15 protein-coding genes are annotated in these 16,005 nt (G+C 58.1%); 8 read left to right on the top strand and 7 right to left on the bottom strand.

Annotation, left to right across the window (positions count from 1 at the left end; all coding sequences use genetic code 11):
- The first annotated feature begins 385 nt into the window (after positions 1 to 385).
- Positions 386 to 1,210, top strand: coding sequence for a hypothetical protein (locus tag R1W00_RS02225; protein WP_317261083.1), 825 nt, complete (start codon positions 386 to 388; stop codon positions 1,208 to 1,210).
- A 209-nt stretch (positions 1,211 to 1,419) separates the two neighbouring features.
- The gene (locus R1W00_RS02220) at positions 1,420 to 1,968 is read left to right on the top strand and encodes a hypothetical protein (protein WP_317261082.1); all 549 of its coding nucleotides are present in this window, start codon (positions 1,420 to 1,422) and stop codon (positions 1,966 to 1,968) included.
- 69 nt (positions 1,969 to 2,037) lie between these two features.
- Here R1W00_RS02220 and R1W00_RS02215 read toward each other — a convergent pair whose 3' ends face one another.
- Complete coding sequence (locus tag R1W00_RS02215; RefSeq protein ID WP_317261081.1) at positions 2,038 to 2,163, bottom strand: hypothetical protein; 126 nt, start codon at positions 2,161 to 2,163, stop codon at positions 2,038 to 2,040.
- 15 nt (positions 2,164 to 2,178) lie between these two features.
- Positions 2,179 to 2,739: a hypothetical protein gene (locus R1W00_RS02210; RefSeq protein WP_317261080.1), complete on the bottom strand. Its 561-nt coding sequence runs from the start codon at positions 2,737 to 2,739 to the stop codon at positions 2,179 to 2,181.
- 471 nt (positions 2,740 to 3,210) lie between these two features.
- On the opposite strand from R1W00_RS02210, the gene R1W00_RS02205 reads away from it, so the two are divergent.
- Positions 3,211 to 4,095, top strand: coding sequence for an AraC family transcriptional regulator (locus R1W00_RS02205; protein ID WP_317261079.1), 885 nt, complete (start codon positions 3,211 to 3,213; stop codon positions 4,093 to 4,095).
- A gap of 53 nt (positions 4,096 to 4,148) precedes the next feature.
- Here R1W00_RS02205 and R1W00_RS02200 read toward each other — a convergent pair whose 3' ends face one another.
- Complete coding sequence (locus R1W00_RS02200) at positions 4,149 to 5,783, bottom strand: NAD(P)/FAD-dependent oxidoreductase (protein WP_317261078.1); 1,635 nt, start codon at positions 5,781 to 5,783, stop codon at positions 4,149 to 4,151.
- A gap of 237 nt (positions 5,784 to 6,020) precedes the next feature.
- Here R1W00_RS02200 and R1W00_RS02195 point away from each other — a divergent pair, with 237 nt between their 5' ends.
- Together R1W00_RS02195 and R1W00_RS02190 are read left to right on the top strand one after the other, a co-directional pair.
- The gene (locus R1W00_RS02195; RefSeq protein WP_317261077.1) at positions 6,021 to 7,061 is read left to right on the top strand and encodes a zinc-dependent alcohol dehydrogenase family protein; all 1,041 of its coding nucleotides are present in this window, start codon (positions 6,021 to 6,023) and stop codon (positions 7,059 to 7,061) included.
- 392 nt (positions 7,062 to 7,453) lie between these two features.
- Complete coding sequence (locus R1W00_RS02190) at positions 7,454 to 8,173, top strand: dienelactone hydrolase family protein (protein ID WP_317261076.1); 720 nt, start codon at positions 7,454 to 7,456, stop codon at positions 8,171 to 8,173.
- Positions 8,174 to 8,350: 177 nt separating this feature from the next.
- Here the strand turns inward: R1W00_RS02190 and R1W00_RS02185 are convergent, their stop codons facing one another.
- The 3 genes from R1W00_RS02185 to R1W00_RS02175 all read right to left on the bottom strand — a co-directional run bounded on the left by R1W00_RS02185 (position 8,351) and on the right by R1W00_RS02175 (position 12,124).
- Positions 8,351 to 8,728 carry a hypothetical protein gene (locus R1W00_RS02185; protein ID WP_317261075.1) on the bottom strand — a complete coding sequence of 126 codons (378 nt, stop codon included), beginning with the start codon at positions 8,726 to 8,728 and terminating at the stop codon, positions 8,351 to 8,353.
- Positions 8,729 to 9,073: 345 nt separating this feature from the next.
- Complete coding sequence (locus tag R1W00_RS02180) at positions 9,074 to 9,466, bottom strand: hypothetical protein (RefSeq protein WP_317261074.1); 393 nt, start codon at positions 9,464 to 9,466, stop codon at positions 9,074 to 9,076.
- Positions 9,467 to 9,775: 309 nt separating this feature from the next.
- On the bottom strand, positions 9,776 to 12,124 hold the full coding sequence (locus tag R1W00_RS02175; protein WP_317261073.1) for a hypothetical protein: 2,349 nt from the start codon (positions 12,122 to 12,124) through the stop codon (positions 9,776 to 9,778).
- 256 nt (positions 12,125 to 12,380) lie between these two features.
- Here R1W00_RS02175 and R1W00_RS02170 point away from each other — a divergent pair, with 256 nt between their 5' ends.
- Complete coding sequence (locus R1W00_RS02170) at positions 12,381 to 13,004, top strand: thiamine diphosphokinase (RefSeq protein WP_317261072.1); 624 nt, start codon at positions 12,381 to 12,383, stop codon at positions 13,002 to 13,004.
- On the opposite strand, the gene R1W00_RS02165 is transcribed toward R1W00_RS02170, so the two are convergent.
- Positions 13,005 to 13,925 carry a DMT family transporter gene (locus R1W00_RS02165; RefSeq protein WP_317261071.1) on the bottom strand — a complete coding sequence of 307 codons (921 nt, stop codon included), beginning with the start codon at positions 13,923 to 13,925 and terminating at the stop codon, positions 13,005 to 13,007.
- A 178-nt stretch (positions 13,926 to 14,103) separates the two neighbouring features.
- Between R1W00_RS02165 and R1W00_RS02160 the strand changes: the two genes are divergently transcribed.
- Both R1W00_RS02160 and rpiA read left to right on the top strand, forming a co-directional pair.
- Positions 14,104 to 15,120 (top strand): Hint domain-containing protein, encoded by a 1,017-nt coding sequence (locus tag R1W00_RS02160; protein WP_317261070.1) that lies wholly within the window; start codon positions 14,104 to 14,106, stop codon positions 15,118 to 15,120.
- A 101-nt stretch (positions 15,121 to 15,221) separates the two neighbouring features.
- Positions 15,222 to 16,004 (top strand): ribose-5-phosphate isomerase RpiA, encoded by a 783-nt coding sequence (rpiA, locus tag R1W00_RS02155; protein WP_317261069.1) that lies wholly within the window; start codon positions 15,222 to 15,224, stop codon positions 16,002 to 16,004.
- Position 16,005: the final 1 nt, after the last annotated feature.

Here is a 16,005-nt window from a genome sequence, read left to right as displayed (position 1 = left end):
TAGTTGAGGAAAACTGAACCATTTCCCAGGACGATAGGCAAGTTAGGCAAAGTAGAAGCAACACCGATAACTGCCATTGGTGTATCTCGCAGGATCTGGTAATCAGGACACAAAGTGGTCGTCGAGGTATGTATCTGAATGGTATCCTCTTACATCACAATATTCAAAAGGGCCCCATCGGAGGGCCCTTTTTGTTCGCTGATCACCAATACCGTTCCTTCCGACTGGTTTTCGTGGTGGGATCAGGTGTTGATAAATCGAGATGTGGCGACGAATGTAAATACACCGCGCCCTTGACGTTCCTGCGGCCCTTTGCGTGTCGTAGGCTAAGGTCTCCCATAGGTATGGCGGGATTGGGATGATGCAGAAATAGGAACGGATGGGAATGGCGACGCAAACACTGGAATTGACGAAACGAACCTCCGTCCCGTCGCAGCCGCAGCGGGACTACCTATCCTTTAATTACGACGCGCGCGGGGAGCTGCTTTTGGCTTGGTCGGGCGGAGATACGTCAACATACGTTGTTTGCGAAGGAAACTGGCAGGAGCCTGTGCAATTCGAATTTCAGGACTTTCTTTTCCCCCTTGTTCAACGGTTCGCCGATGGGCGGTGGCTTGTTGTGGGTCGCCGCTGCAAGGGCACAGACCGAAACGCCCGCATATTCTCTACAGATCTGGATCTCCTTAGTGAATTCCGACTGGACGACGCGATTGAACAAGTCATCGTCGATCCCAACGACGAAATTTGGGTCGGTTACTTCGATGAAAACCCTTTGGGCCTGCGAAAGTTCTCGGACAAGGGCGACCTGATCTATGATTTCAACGCGTCCTCTGGTCATAATATTTTTGACCTCTACGCAATGGACTTGGACGCCGAGGGAAACATATGGGTCTATCCGTATACAGACTTCTATCTTGCGCGGATTTCGAATGAAGACGTCCAGATCGTCATAGAAAGCTGCCCTGTGAAGGGTGCCAGAGCAATTTTGGTTGGTGGTGGTCATGTCGCCTTCTTCGGGAACTATAACGATGACCGCGTCCTCCTGTTTGATATCGAAGCACAGAAAGGCACGTGGTTCGATCTCACAGTCGAGGGTGAGCCAATCGGGCGCACTTTGATCGCGACGCGAGGTGGAACAGCGGCCCTGTTGTGGCAGGATGGAATTTACTGCGTCACGCTTGCGGACCTGATCATGGCGTCGAAGCGTTAGGCGACTGTGAGAATACTCGGATTTCGTCGTTTGATTGCCCCGCCGATGCAAGCGCGAAACTGGATATTCGCTCAAAACCCTGATTTCCCAACGCCTAGAAGTCACCCAGCCCGATGGCCGGCTTAACGTACAAAGCACCAGTTCGCTGCGGTTGCGCCAGTGGCGGCTTTCCAGTTGAGCAATAACAGATTTTTCGCGATGGTGGCTCCATGGAAACCGATTCAAAAAGACATTGGCGATACGCGAGCGCCAAACCATTAACTTATTGGCTGAGTGGTGCGTTCCTGATTTGGCTAGTGGTCCCCGCGCACGTTATCGACATCTTTATTGCTCCCCATTGGTTCGCGCCCCACTGGAGTTGCGACAGCTTGGGTATTCCGCTCATGCAGGCATATCACGTGGCTCTGCCATTTGCTGCAATAGCCCTTATCACTTCCGGCCTGCTCACCTTCGTTTCGACGAAAAACAGGCTTGGTGGAAAGGATATTTTTGACTTTCGATTGCGCAAGTCGGCGCGAGATTGGTTTATGACACTCGTTGCGGCGATACTGATCGCGCCATTTGCGTATGACGTCGGGAGCTTTTTTTTCGACGTCCTTTTTGTGAAGACTTGGACAGCAGACTGCGCGGGCCGAGCAGAGGAAATCACGGTTTCCTTGAGACGCCCAGTTTTGCAGGTGTTACCGGTTGTCGAGGCTCTACTCATCCTTTGGCTGTTGCACCTACGTGCATTCGCGGTCTCACCGTGGCGGAGTTGACAAAGCAGCCGTTGGTGGCGTGCGCAGAATGGGTGGAGTTAGGCTCACAGCGGGCGTCGAGATATGCTTTTAGGCGCGACCCGCTTCGATCCAAAGTGGATCATAGCGAAATTCCTGATTGAACCATGTGCGAAGGCCATTCAGCGCATAGGTCGGCTTGGCGGATTGGGCGGCCAGCGCTTCCACGACCGTCATTTCGCAAGTCGTGATTTACCGCAAAAGCCGTTTCGCCATGATCGACCACAAGAGCAGGCACAACAAACCGAGTAGTGCAGCGTGTGAAAGGGGGCCTGACCACGAGATTATCACGACGTGGGTTTTCAAAAATTTCGCATAGTCGATATATCTGAGTGGTTTAAGTTGGAGAAAAGCGAACACTGCTTGAAATGAGGTGATTCCCATCAGGGCGATATGAAGAACCCAAAATAGGATTTTGGTCAGGGTCGGGTATAGCATTGCCCCAAAACGCGCTTGCACCCATGTTATTGCGCCGAAGACCGCCATTGCGATGCCAATACTTATAAAAAAACGGCCATGGCTCCCTACGTTAATGGTGCCCTGAAACGCAATCTGAGAAATCTGGGGGGGCGCCAAGTTGACTGCCCCGAAAACCCCGTAGACCGCCGCTACAGCGAAGAACAATCCGGCGGGCCTCCAACCGCGGAGTTGAGCCAGAAGCGGTGCAAGCAACAAGCTAAACAAAAGCAATGCAGAGTAGAGCACAATCAATCCCTCGGGAACTTTCAATCCATGTGCCACTGAAGTGGACATTGATCAATGTCGCAGCATAAGTTCTGATTTCCCAACGTGCGAACACTATCCGCCTCATATGTCGCATGGCGGACCAAGCTGCCGTGATTGTTTTCGCGGTGCCCTCGTAAATGCGGACGTGGGTGCCGCAAAGGCTATTCGGCTTCCGAAACCGGACATGGTCTGCCGATCGCTGATAGCGCTTTCTGCATTGGACGGGCATCCTGTGACGCATTGTTCGCGGGAGGACATCATGAAAGACCTTCGCACCGAAGACCGCGCCGGTGCGCCCAATAACGTGTTGCGCTGTGTCACCAAAGGTTCGGCACGCGACGGCCATTGCGGGCATCTGAGCGCTTCAATGCGTCGAGGAGGGGCTGCCGGACCTCGATGCACCGGCCAGAATTGCGCGGCTGAAGGCAGGTAGCAAATCGTCGGGGCGCGCCATGTGCCCTCGTATTCGTTTCGCATGGCTTTGGGAGGAGGTGTGTGATGAGCGATTTCATCAATTTCGAGGAACTGCCCCAGTGGGTACCGGGGCGGGTGCTTTTGGCCAGCGACGGGCTGGGCTGGAAGAACGTCGGCCTGCGCGCCTATCACTATGAGGCGCAGGACGTGATCGTGCCGAGCATGAAGGACTTCATGCTGGTTGGCTATCGCACGGGGGTAACGCCGATGCAGCGTCGCTTTGACGGGCGCTGGAGCAAGGACACGTTGGGGCCGGGGGCGGCTTCGCTGCTGACACGTGCACAGCAAGTATCGTGGAACTGGAAGGAACCGATCGAGGTTACGCATGTCTACCTTACCGGCGCGTTAGTGGCCGAGGTGGCAAGCGAGGTGCTGGATTGCAGCGTGTCGGACGTGGCCTTGGCCGATGTACTGCGCACCGATGATCCGGTCATGACCCAGGCCATGGAGATGATTTCGAACGAGGCGCGGGCGGCTGGCCTTGGCGGGGCGCTCTATGTCGACAGTATTGCGCGCGGCCTTATCATCCATCTCCTGCGCCGCTATGCAGAAATCCGCGCGCCAGAGGCCCGCAACGAGGGCGCTTTGACACGTGCCCAAGAACGTATCATTACCGAGTTTATCGACGCCAATCTGGCCAGCCAAATGGACCTTAAATGCATGGCGGATGTGCTCGGCCTGACGCCCTGCCTCTTTGCCCGACAGTTCCGGCGCAGTTTCGGCAGACCACCTTACGCCTATGTCACGGCACAGCGGCTGGAGCGCGCGCGCAAGCTTCTTGCGACCACCTCGGAACCGATCAAAGGCATCGCCTTGGATTGTGGTTTTTCAGATCAGGCGCATTTGACGCGCATGTTCCGCGCGGCCTTTGAGGAAACGCCAGCCGTCTTTCGACGGCAGGCGCAGTAGGTTTTTCTCACGACCTCAGCTGGGTCGCACAGTAACGCACTTGATCTAAGTCGTTATTCCGCGGGTTCCGCCAGTTCAGGCGCACCGGTCATTGCAAAGCCCTCATAGCCATTGTCGGCGATCTCCTGACATTTGGCGCGATAGGTGCCTACGCCACCGGTGTAGGACAGGACACGCCGCGGTTTGCCCGGCACGTTCGAGCCGGTGTACCAACTGTTCGTTTTGGCAATCAGGGTGGCATTCGCCGTCTCGTCGTGATGCTTGACCCATGCGTCTTCGCCCTCGGCGGTGGGTTCACAGACGGTCGCGCCCTTGTCGCGCATGGCCTTGATGCATTCGGTGATCCACTCGGTCTGCTGTTGCAGGCAGGTGGTCATGTTACATAGCGCCGCCGACGGGGCCAGCGGCGCGCCGGTCATGAACAAGTTCGGGAAACCGTATTTCTGCAGGCCGAGTGTTGTGCGGATATCCTTTTCCCACTCGCCCTTCAACGTCATGCCATCGCGGCCACGAATGTCGATCCGCGACAAGGCGCCACTGCCCGCATCGAAACCCACAGCCATGATAATTACGTCCAACGGATAGACCGTCCCATCCGCAAGCTTCACGCCCTCGGCAACGATTTCCGCAATCGGGTTCTCTTTGACGGAAACGGCCTCGACATTGTCCTGCAGATAGACCTCAAGATAGTTCGTCTCCAAGGGTACGCGATGGGTGCCAAAACCGTAATCGCCTTTCTTGGGCACAAGGATGTCGATCAGCTTGGGGTCCTTCAGGCGGGCCGTCATCTTTTCGCGCACGAACTGGCTGATCTCTTCGGACACCGCCTCGTCAAAGAACATTTCCGCAAAGGACGCCAGCCAGAGCTTCAACGACCCGTCGGCGTGGATTTCTTCGAGGATCGCGCGGCGCTGTTCGGGGGTGCAGCCCGCCCATGTGTGCTCAAAATCATACTCGAAACCGGTGAATGTGTGCGGCAGGTTGCTGGTCAGTTCGTCCCAACGCGCCTTATAGGCGGCGGCCTCACTGGGTCCGTATTTCGGGTTTTTCATCGGCAGCACGTATTGCGGTGTGCGCACGAAAACCGTCATGGAGCCGACGACGGGCGCGATGGTCTGAATGACCTGAATACCCGTCGCGCCAATGCCGATCACGCCGACGCGTTTGCCCTCAAGGTCCAGCCCACCCTTGGGATAGCGGCCCGTATGCACGATCTGCCCCTTGAAGGTCTCCTGTCCGTTAAAGCGATCGGTCAGCGGCGCAGAAAGCATACCCGTACAGCCGATCAGAAACTGCGTGTCATAGGTGTCGCCATTGTCGGTCTCGACCGTCCAGCGCCCCGTGGCCTCATCGAACACCGCCTGCGTCACCTTGGACGAAAAGGTGATGTCTTTGCGCAGGTCCAGCCGGTCCACCACGTAATGCATCCAGCGTTCGATCTCGGGCTGTGCCGGAAAACGCTCGGACCACGTCCAGTCCTTGTAGAGCTTCTCGTCGAACAAATATTGGTAGATGTAGCTCTCGCTGTCGAACTTGGCGCCCGGATAGCGGTTCCAGTACCACGTCCCGCCCACATCTGTGCCCGCCTCGACGCCATGCGCGTTCATTCCCATCTCGCGCAGTTGGTGAAGCTGATAGAGCCCCGCCACCCCTGCGCCGATCACGAGGGCATCAATCTTCTGGGTCATGTCTCTCTCCCTTTCGGTTTCAATTGCAACCGGGCGCGACCTCCTCCGTCGCGGGGCCGGTGCTGGGGATTGAGGCTAACGGGGGCTCGGCGCGTAGGTATTGAACGATCCAGCACAGAGCTTTGAACAAAACAGGCAGGGTGCAGAAACCTTCAAAAGGGCCCGTAGAAACGTTCAAGACCAAGGCGCAGTGGGCCTTTTAGCCTGCCTGAACCGCATTCAAGGGAGGACGGGACTATGAAGGCTTTGATTTACAACGGTGTCGGTCAGAAGGAATGGGTCGACAAGCCTATGCCCACGATCGAGGCACCCACAGACGTGATCGTAAAGGTCACCGCAACGACGATCTGCGGCACTGATCTGCATATTCTCAAGGGCGATGTGCCGACCGTCGCGCCAGGGATCACGCTGGGTCATGAAGGCGTTGGCATTGTCGAAGACGTTGGTGCCGGCATCCAAGGGTTTAAGCCCGGTGACCGCGTTCTCATCGCCTGCATCACGGCCTGCGGGTCGTGCCGGAATTGCCGCAAGGGTATGCATTCGCATTGCCTAAACGAAGGTGGCTGGCAATTGGGTCACCTTATCGACGGTACACAGGCGGAATACGTCCGCATCCCGCATGGCGATTTCAGCCTTCACCGCATTCCAGAAGGCATGGACGAAGAAGCGCTTGTGATGCTGTCCGATATCCTGCCCACCGGTTTCGAGATCGGCGTGCTCTCCGGCAAGGTTTCCCCCGGCGATACTGTGGCGATCGTTGGGGCGGGACCCGTCGGCATGGCAGCGCTTTTGACTGCTGGCTTCTATTCACCTTCCAAGATCATCATGGTCGACATGGACAAGAAACGTCTCGCACTGGCGCGCCAGTTCGGCGCGACGGACGCCATCGACGTTTCTGAGGGCAATGCCGCAGAGGAGATCATGGAGATGACGGATGGCGTTGGCGTCGATGTGGCTATGGAGGCGGTTGGCATCCCCAAAACCTTCGAGATGTGCCAGGACATCATCGCGCCAGGGGGACGTATCGCCAATATCGGCGTGCATGGCACGAAGGTGGATCTCGCGCTAGAGCGGCTCTGGATACAGAACATTACGATTTCCACTGGTCTCGTGAACACGGATACCATGCAACAGCTCATGCGCTCGGTGGAGGCCGGCCAGATCGACCCGTCTCGCCTTATCACCCATCGTTTTGATCTGAGTGAAATCCTGCAAGCTTACGAAGTCTTCGGCAATGCAGCCGAAGAGGGTGCGCTGAAGGTGCTGCTCACGGCATAGACCGACGGATACCAGCCACCGATACCCGGACCAAGGCATTCTCAAGCGCCAAGGGCATACTCGGCACCAGCCAAATGGACCGGGTATCGGAGGCAAACTTAGCCAGAAAGATCGCAACGGAAAAAGCAGACAACCCGGTGAAATTTGTGGGCTCAGGGGCCCGCGGTCCCTTGCCCGGGAGCCCTGTTAAACCAGTCTGCCGAGAATACTGCTGACTTCGTAATTGTTATAGATCGCTGCTTTCCTTGGTCTGATCCAGTCAAGACCAAGGATACAGGTCCTCACGGAGCCGCAGCGATGAGAAATGTACTTTTCTGTTTTGTCCTTTTGGGTATTGGATACCTTTATTTTGAAAGTCTGGCGTTTCTGTTTCAGAGGACGATCAGTTTCGCATGCCTGCACTGGAGGCACCCACGCATGTCGGTACCCTGATTGAAGAGAGGCGAGACGATCTCTTCGTGCCACATAGCGGAAAATTCGAATACTCTGTGCCTGAACATACTGCCCGAGAGGCGACGATCCACTGGATCGGCGAGCGTCGGTGGTATTCCTATCACCCTGACGCGAAACATGGCCCGTCTCCCGTGATCATGTTGTTCCATGGCGCTGGCCGTAATGGTCTTTCAATGATTGATATGTGGCGCGACACGGCAGATCGGTATGGGCTATTTCTGATCGCTCTGGATGGCAAAGATCAAAATTGGCCTACAGAAGCGATTTTTCCGACAATACTACACGACATCCTTTCAGAGGCGGAAGAGGTTGCACCTATTGACCGGGAACGCATTTTCCTGTTCGGGCATTCGAACGGCGCGAGATATGTGCAGAACCTGCTAAATAGAGCGAAAGGCCCTTGGCGTGCCGCAGCTGTTCATGCGGGGTTCGGTGTTGCGGATTCAGCGATTATTCCAGAACATCCAAAGCCGTTTCGTTTATACTTGGGAACGCGTGACCATATTTTCCACACGGATCCCGCGCGGTCTGTTGCGCATGCGCTGGCGGCAAATGGGCACCCAGTGGAGCTTCATCTCATCCCAAACCATACGCATTGGTTTTATGACGCCGGGCCGAAGATCGCCGAAGATGCATGGACCTGGTTTGCGCGTCAGTAAATTCCGTTGTGCAATAAGTGCCTTAGCGGACCTGAGATGCATGCAAAGCATCATGCAGTGTAGAAATCTTCCTGATGGTGCCACTCATCCCGGAAGAGGCTGCACCCGAAGCTTTGGCTACGGTTCGCTTGTGGCGGTCCAGGCGTAGTGCAGCATTCGGCAGGTCGGCTTGGGGACCTAGCTGCGGCCGTGCGAAATGGCTCGAAGCTTTGTCACGACGCCTCTCGCCACGATCCGCGCCCCTTCATGACAATTGAAATGCAGGCCGACTGATAACCGTTTCTGGTGGTAGGCCACCATTTCTCGGACGAGGATATGCATCCGAGCCTTATATGTCCCGACAAGCGGAATGCCCTTCGCAATAGGCACGTCTTCGTCATCCAAGAAATTGGGCCAGATCATGTAGAGGGTCGCATTCAGATTACGCTCTGGCTCGAGAGGGTTGTCCTCGGCATAGCCGAAATCCCAGCGAATATAGTTGAACACAGGCGTCTCGCGCCCTTTTTGTTCTGCGGTTAGGATCGTGATCTCGGCCTCAAAATCAGGCTCGGTCAAATACAAGTCCATCATGAAACCAAAGCTGGCATAGCCAATGGCAGCCTTCAACGCACAATAGGTGTGAAGAGCGCAAGGTCGTCGTGAAAAAACTGGCTTAACTTTATTCGTCTATGCCGCGATGCGCGAAAGGGCCCCTCGTAGGGCCCTTTTCATTTCGGGGGATCTGAGCGCCTTGGCCCAGCTGCATCATGGCTTGAACTCGGATTGTTCAATTTTCTAAAGCTATCCAGCCCGATGGCCGGCCTAGCGTACAATTTGAACTTTCGCCGCAGCGCGCGAATGACCACTTTCAAAGCGTCGTGAAGAGCTGACATTTGAGGCACTGAGACAAGTGCGTAAATGTCACTGGTTTGTAAATGGGAAAGCCTTGCAATCTAGTGAGATCAGATAGTCATCCTTAAAAAGCGCTTCAACACCGACGCTGGGTGAGGTCTTGTCCCAATGCCAGTAAAGCCGGTTCTCTTCCGAATGCATCGGCTCACCCAGATGCAAAACGACCCGAGATACTCGATCCCCTATTCTGACATCCCCGCAACTTGCGGCGGGGAAAGTGTGTACTCTGCATGTCCCGGTTTCATAGCAGCTTTCGGTAATGCACACCGCACCGTTGGGTGCCCAGACGCCATTCTGAATGACCTCACACGCAAGCTGTTTCGGATATTCTTGTAAGAGTATAGCCACACTGATTACGCCAAGCGTTATTGCGCCGGTGATTCCAAGGACGGTTTTTAGCATTGACTTCTCATGATCGGCTTATTCAACAGTTTCTATATCAACCGTGCTTAAATGTATATTGCCGACTTGGGCTTGGTCTTGGCACCCCTCACGACTTTTCCGACAAGTAAGGTCCTGTTTTACAGTGTAAAAAAGATACCATTGCGGCAAGGCGCCGGTTCGGGGATTGGGGACACAGCGGTCGTCGACGTATTTGCCTTGCGTCTGATTATCTACACCGCGATTAAAAAAAAAACGGCCCCGCGAGAGGGCCCTTTTTTGATTACTGATCACCAAAACCGTTCATCCCGACCGGTTTTTGCGGCGGGATCAGGCACTCATAAATCGAGATGTGGCGGCGATGGTAAAGGCACCGCGGCCCTGACGTTCCAGCGGTCCCTCGCGTAGCAACTGGCCGAACGCCCGCAGACCGTCTTCGCGCTGGAACTTGTCGGCGCCCATGAACTCGGCGACGGTGTTCATGACCTCGGGGCGGGTAAAGCTGTCCTGCCCCTCGACCCGCGCCAGATAGGCGGCGGCGCATTCAAGGATATCGGGCAGGGCATGCGCGCCGTGGCGTTCTGCGAAATCGGCAAAGGTATCGTCATCGGCAAAGATGTTGCCCTGATCGTCCGTCTGGTCCTGATCGTCATCGTCCAGCGTGTCGTTTTCCACCGCGCGCAGGGCCAGATTGCCGGTGCTGCGTTGCGTGGCTTGGGCCTTGGGGCGGTCGATACGCTGTTCAGACACCAGCATCAGCGGCGGCATTTTCGCCTTGGTTTCGGGCTTGGCGGCGGGACGAACAACGGCGCTTAGGTCGGCGCGATAGGGGGTGCGTTGCACCTCGGCCTCGGTTTCGCGGTCACGGTTGCGGCCCAGACCACGCTCGGCCACGGTGGCGGCAACGGCGGCCTTGAGATGCGCGATGGCCGAGCGGCGGCGCTTGTGCTCGGTGCCTTCCATTTTGGTGTTCACTTCGTCGACCAGGCGCGACACGTCGGTCACGCCACCGGCGGGCGCTTTGGCCTTGGTGTCCTCGGTAGGTGCGACCGGCGTTGCGGGTGCGGTGTCGCGTTCAACCTCGGCCAGTTCGGCCATTAGGTCGGCCTCGTCTTCGGGGCTGAGGCCCAGAGCTTCGTCGCCGTCCAAATCGTCGCCGTCCAGATTATCCTCGGCGTCGGCCATGATCTGCGTGTCGTCGAGTTCATCGGTAATCTCGTCCTGCAGGTCGGCCTCGATGTCGGCCTCTGCCTCAGGTTCACCCTCGGGTTCGACGTCCTTGCGGGCCCGTTTCAAAACGCGCAGCGGGCGGATGCGGGCGGGTTCCTCGGTCGGGGCGTCCTCAGTGACGGGTTCGGCCTCGGCCTTGGGCGCGTCTTCGGCGTCCGCTTTGGCACCGGGGATAAGGTCGCTTTCGATCAGGCTGGCGCGCATATCCTCAAGCTCGTCGCGCTTGACCTTCATGACGCGGGCACGGGCGCGGGCGGCGGCGTCACGCGCGTCGCCCTCATTGCGCGGCTGGCGTTCCTGTTGTGCGCGGCGTGCGGCACGACGGGCGCGGCGTTCGGCGCGGCGGGCCTGCGCGGGATCGACCTCTTCGGTCTCGTCTGCGTCGGCCTCGGCCACCTCTTCCGGCGCGACCTCATCCAGAACGGCAACGGGGTGTTCTTCGGGAACCTCTTGGATTTCCTCAAGCATCTCCTGCTCGGTGAAATCGGCGGTTTCTTCGGTGATTTCGTCCTGTGCGGTCTCGTCAAAGGCGACCTCGACGGGCTCTTCGATCTCTTCCGCCTCAGGCTCAACTTCGGCCTCGGCTTCGGCGCGCAGGGCTTCTTTCTCGGCGCTCAGACGGGCGGCGAGGGCAGAGATGTCCAGCGGCTGATCATCCTCAACCTCGGCTGTGTCCTCGACATAGTCGTCTTGGATGTCCTCATCGGCAGAGGCTTCAATCTCGTCGACCTCTTCTGCGGTGTCGTCGACACTGTCATCAACACCGTCTTCGACAGGTTCTTCGGTCTCTTCGATCTCGGCGGCGACCTCTTGCTCAACGGGGGGCTCGTCGGTCTCGGTCACATCTTCCGCAACCTCGACAGCATCCTCCATCTCGTCGACTGGCAGGTCGGCGGGCTGGGCCTCCGGCGCACTGGCAGGTGCGGCGGCGTGCTCATCCTCGATAAAGGAACTGTCGCCCTCATCCTCTTCGGCAGGGGCCGAACGGGCGGTCTGAACCACGGCACGAATGCGGGCCAGTTTCGCGGCGACGCTGTCCTCATCCGATGCGGCCGGAGCAGCGGGCGCAGGGTCGGATACGGGGGCAGGGGCCTCGGGTTCGGCGTGCAGTTCGGGTTCGGGCTCAGGCTCCGCAAGGGGCGCGGGTTGCGGGGCCGGTTCGACCTCTGGTTCCGCCGCGACCGGCGCAGGGGCGGCAGGGGCCTGCGGTTCGGGGGCGGGTTCAGGTGTCGGCTCCGGCGCGCGCAGGGCGGTGGGTTCGGGCGCAGTGTCGGCACCGGCATCGGCGCGCAGCACAACCTTTTCCCCATCCACATGCGCATCCACACGACGGCGGATTTCGCGTTCCGCAATCCGTTGCAGCATATCGGCGTCCGGCGTCGGGGGTTCCGCCCCGAAATACCGGTCGTCCGCCGCAAGGTCGCGGAAATACTCGGCGATGGCTTTCATCGTTCCGAAAGAATCGTCAAAACCCTCCAATGTGCACGAAAATGTGCCATAAGAGACTGTTAGGATCTTACTCGCACCAACCATGTTCTGCTCACTTCTCTCGATCTCACGATGCCATTTTTACCATAGGCTGTTTCCCGTTCTCGAACAGAACTGGGAAAATTGGGGGGATTAATCATGGCCAGAATGTGGTTTTTTGCCCTTTTGAGCAGTTTTTTCGGGGAATTCGGCCTTGTTTCTACAATCTGAGCGCGCAGTGACCCTAATCGGTGGTGGTTCGGTAAATGCTGCCGATGTGATTCACGCATTAACCATCGCGCCGGTTTTGGTGGCCGCCGATGGGGGCGCGGAGCGGGCGCTGGCGGCGGGGGTGGTGCCGGATCGGGTGATCGGCGATCTGGACTCCTTGTCGGACGATGCGCGGGCGCAGATCCCCGCAGACCGCATTCATCCCGTCGCCGATCAGGACAGCACGGATTTCGACAAGGCCCTGCGCAATATCTCCGCCCCCTTTGTCATCGGGGTGGGGTTCACCGGCGGGCGGATTGACCACGAACTGGCGGTGTTTTCGGTTCTGGTCCAGCGCGCCGCGATGCCGGTGATCCTATTGGGTGCGGAGGACGTGATCCTGCGCGCGCCGGACGCGATCACCCTGACCCTGCCGGTCGGGACGCGGTTTTCGGTCTTTCCCATGTCCGAGGTCGCGGCGCGGTCAGATGGTTTGAACTGGCCGCTGGACGGGCTGCCCCTATCACCTGGCGGGATGGTCGGGACGTCGAACATCACAACCGCGCCAACTGTGCGGGTTGAGGTCGAGCGCGGGCATGCCCTGTTGATCCTGCCGCGCAAACATCTGGATGCGGTTCTGGCCGTGTTGTGATCAGGCGGGCGGCTGGGGCAGTTTGTGCCGCGTCAGGGACCGCTCGCGGATAAACACATAGAGGCCCGAGCCGACGATAATCGCGATGCCGATGAACGACTGGAAATCGGGGATGTCGTTGAACACCAGATATCCAATCCCGACCGCCGAGATGATTTCGATATACTGTAGTGGCGCAATCACCGCCGCTGGCGCAAAGCGCAGCGCATAAGTAATGAACAGGTGCGACACGGTCGCGGCGACACCCACACCGACAAGCAACCACCAACTCGGCCCCGGCGGTATCACCGGATCAAGCGGCGCAAAGCCGGTGCCGTTAAAGATCGCCAAGGCGGGGAAAATCCAGACGCAGGCCGCAACCGCCGTCCAGAATTGCAGGGCGACGGGATGCTGGCGCGGGGCCATCTTGCGCGTCAGCACCATGTAAAGCGCAAAGAACAGCGCGGTCAGCAGCGGCAGAAACGCGACAGGTCCAAAGTCGCTAAAGCTGGGGCGGATAATCAACAGCGCCCCGCCAAATCCCACCGCACAGGCCACAAGGCGCCGCCAGCCGATGCTCTCGCCCAGAAACAGCGCGCCCAGCAGGGTCAGGATGAACGGCTCGACAAAGAAGATCGCGATACTATCGGCCATGGGCATAACGCTAAGCGCGGTGAAAAACGCGGCTGTCGCAAACAGGATCATCGACGCGCGCAACAGGTGCAACGCCCATTCCCCCAAAGTGGGGCGGCGCAAAACGGTTATCCGCAGAACCAGTGGCAACAACAGAACCGTCTGTATGCCGAACCGGAACGCGATGGTTTCGCCGACCGGCACATAGGCCGATGACGCCTTGGCAAAGGCATCCATCACCGGTGCCAACAGGCTGAATCCGATCATCAAGGCAATGCCCAAAAGCACGCGGTCGGTCGTGTTCGACATGTCAGGGGTCCTTCGCTGGTCTGGGGTATCGTGCCCCAGACAAAGGGAATTCGAATGCACAGAGCGACACTCTAATCACCATTTGGGACATGGGTCTATGGGGTGGTCCCTAAATTGCAGAAAGGGCGCGCCGTTACCTGTTCTGTGGTGGTGGTGCGAGTGATCTGCGAGGGCGTCCTTGGCTGATAACGTTGTTTATATATACCAGTTCGACGATGTGTCGTTTACGGGGACCGAGGACCCGTTTCAGTCGAACAACCTGCAAAACGACAATGCCATCGGCACCGCGACGATTACCGTGGCCGAGGGCTCTACTCCTATTGCGATCACCATTCGCGACGATGACCCCACCTATGAGGACGCAGACAGCGGTCAGGTTCTGGGCGATGCCCTGACCACGATCAACGGCTCGTCTTATGGGGAATGGACCTCTGTTGAAACCGAATACAGCTATGTGATCCGGCCAAAGGGGTCTTTGGACCCTGCCGATAACTTTACGATCTATGTGGTCGAAGTCGCGGGCAATGCCGTTGCGATCGCCTCTGACGGCAAGATTGTTCAGGGGCAGGAATACGAAATCATCCCCGGTGGCTCGGACGATCCGACCGTGGCCTATGCCGACCTGACCATCTGTTTCGCGGCGAGGACGATGATTGCGACGCCATCTGGCGCGCGCCCGATTGAAACCCTGCGTGCCGGTGATCTGGTTCTGACATCGGACAACGGCGTGCGGCAAATCCTGTGGGTCGGGTGCCAGCATCGCACCGGCATCCGTGGCCATGCACCGGTTCACATCCCTGCGGGCAGTCTGGGAAATGAGGCGGACCTCTGGGTCTCGTCCCAGCACCGGATGTTGGTGACGCCGTCGATGGGGTTTCAGACGCCCGCGCGCGACGAAATCCTGCTGCCGGCCAAGGCCCTGATCGGCCAACGCGGTATCCGCTCTGCGCCGCGGTTGCATGTGGCCTATTATCATATCCTGCTGGAACAGCATGACGTGGTGTTCGCCAACGGCATTCGCAGCGAAACCATGTATCCCGGCCCCATGGCCCTAAAGGCACTGCGCCCGCATCAGCGCGCCGAGGTGCGCCGGTTGATGCCCGATGCCTTTGGCGCGGACGCAACGCCCGCCCCCGCCCGCACCCTGATCCGGCCCGGCGAATGGCGCCGCTTTGTTGCGCAACTGGGCGCTTAGGTAACATTGCGCTGCTTTGGCGCAAGGTTATGGCCGATTTCGTCTCGCAGAGATGGTCCGCATTCCCTATAAGGTCCCCAAGCGACACAGGAGAGACCCGGATGAGTGGACAGCTTTCGCCAATCGACAAGGCAAAATTCGCAGCCGCCAAACGCGCGGTGGACTATATCGAAGACGGTATGCGCGTGGGTCTGGGGACCGGGTCTACGGCGGCATGGATGGTGCGCTGTCTGGGTGAAATGGTGCGCAACGACGGGATCAAGGTGCGCGGCGTGCCGACCTCGACCCGCACAGCCGAGCTGGCCCGTGAATGCGGCATCGAAGTGATCTCTCTGGATGAGGCCAAGTGGCTGGACCTGACCATCGACGGGGCCGATGAATTCGACGCCGATCTGAACCTGATCAAAGGGGGCGGTGGTGCCCTGTTGCAGGAAAAGATCGTCGCGACCGCCTCTGATCAGATGATTGTGATCGCCGACGCGGCCAAGGGCGTCGGCCAACTGGGGGCCTTCCCGCTGCCGGTTGAGGTGATCCCGTTCGGTTGGCAAACGACCAAGGGTCTGATTGAGGAAACCCTTATTAATCTTGATGTTTTGGGGCAGGATACCACCCTGCGCATGAACGGCGATGCACCCTTTGTCACGGACGAAGGCAACTATATCGTGGACATGCATCTGGGCCGGATCGGCAATGCGCGCCAACTGGCCCTTGTGGTCAACCAGATCCCCGGGGTGGTTGAAAACGGTCTATTCATCGATATCTGCGATGTCGTCGTGATCGGCCACGGCGATGGCAAGGTCGAGGTACGCGACATCAACGCGGGCACTGTCGAGGAAGACAAAATCGATTTCTTGGAAAACGATAATCTCTTCGTCGACCTCTGAG

The organism is Rhodovulum sp. FJ3 (genome assembly GCF_032918305.1).
Taxonomy (GTDB): Bacteria; Pseudomonadota; Alphaproteobacteria; order Rhodobacterales; family Rhodobacteraceae; genus SAT37.
Note: the sequence above shows the minus strand (reverse complement) of the source record. Positions and strands in the feature narration are given on the sequence as shown.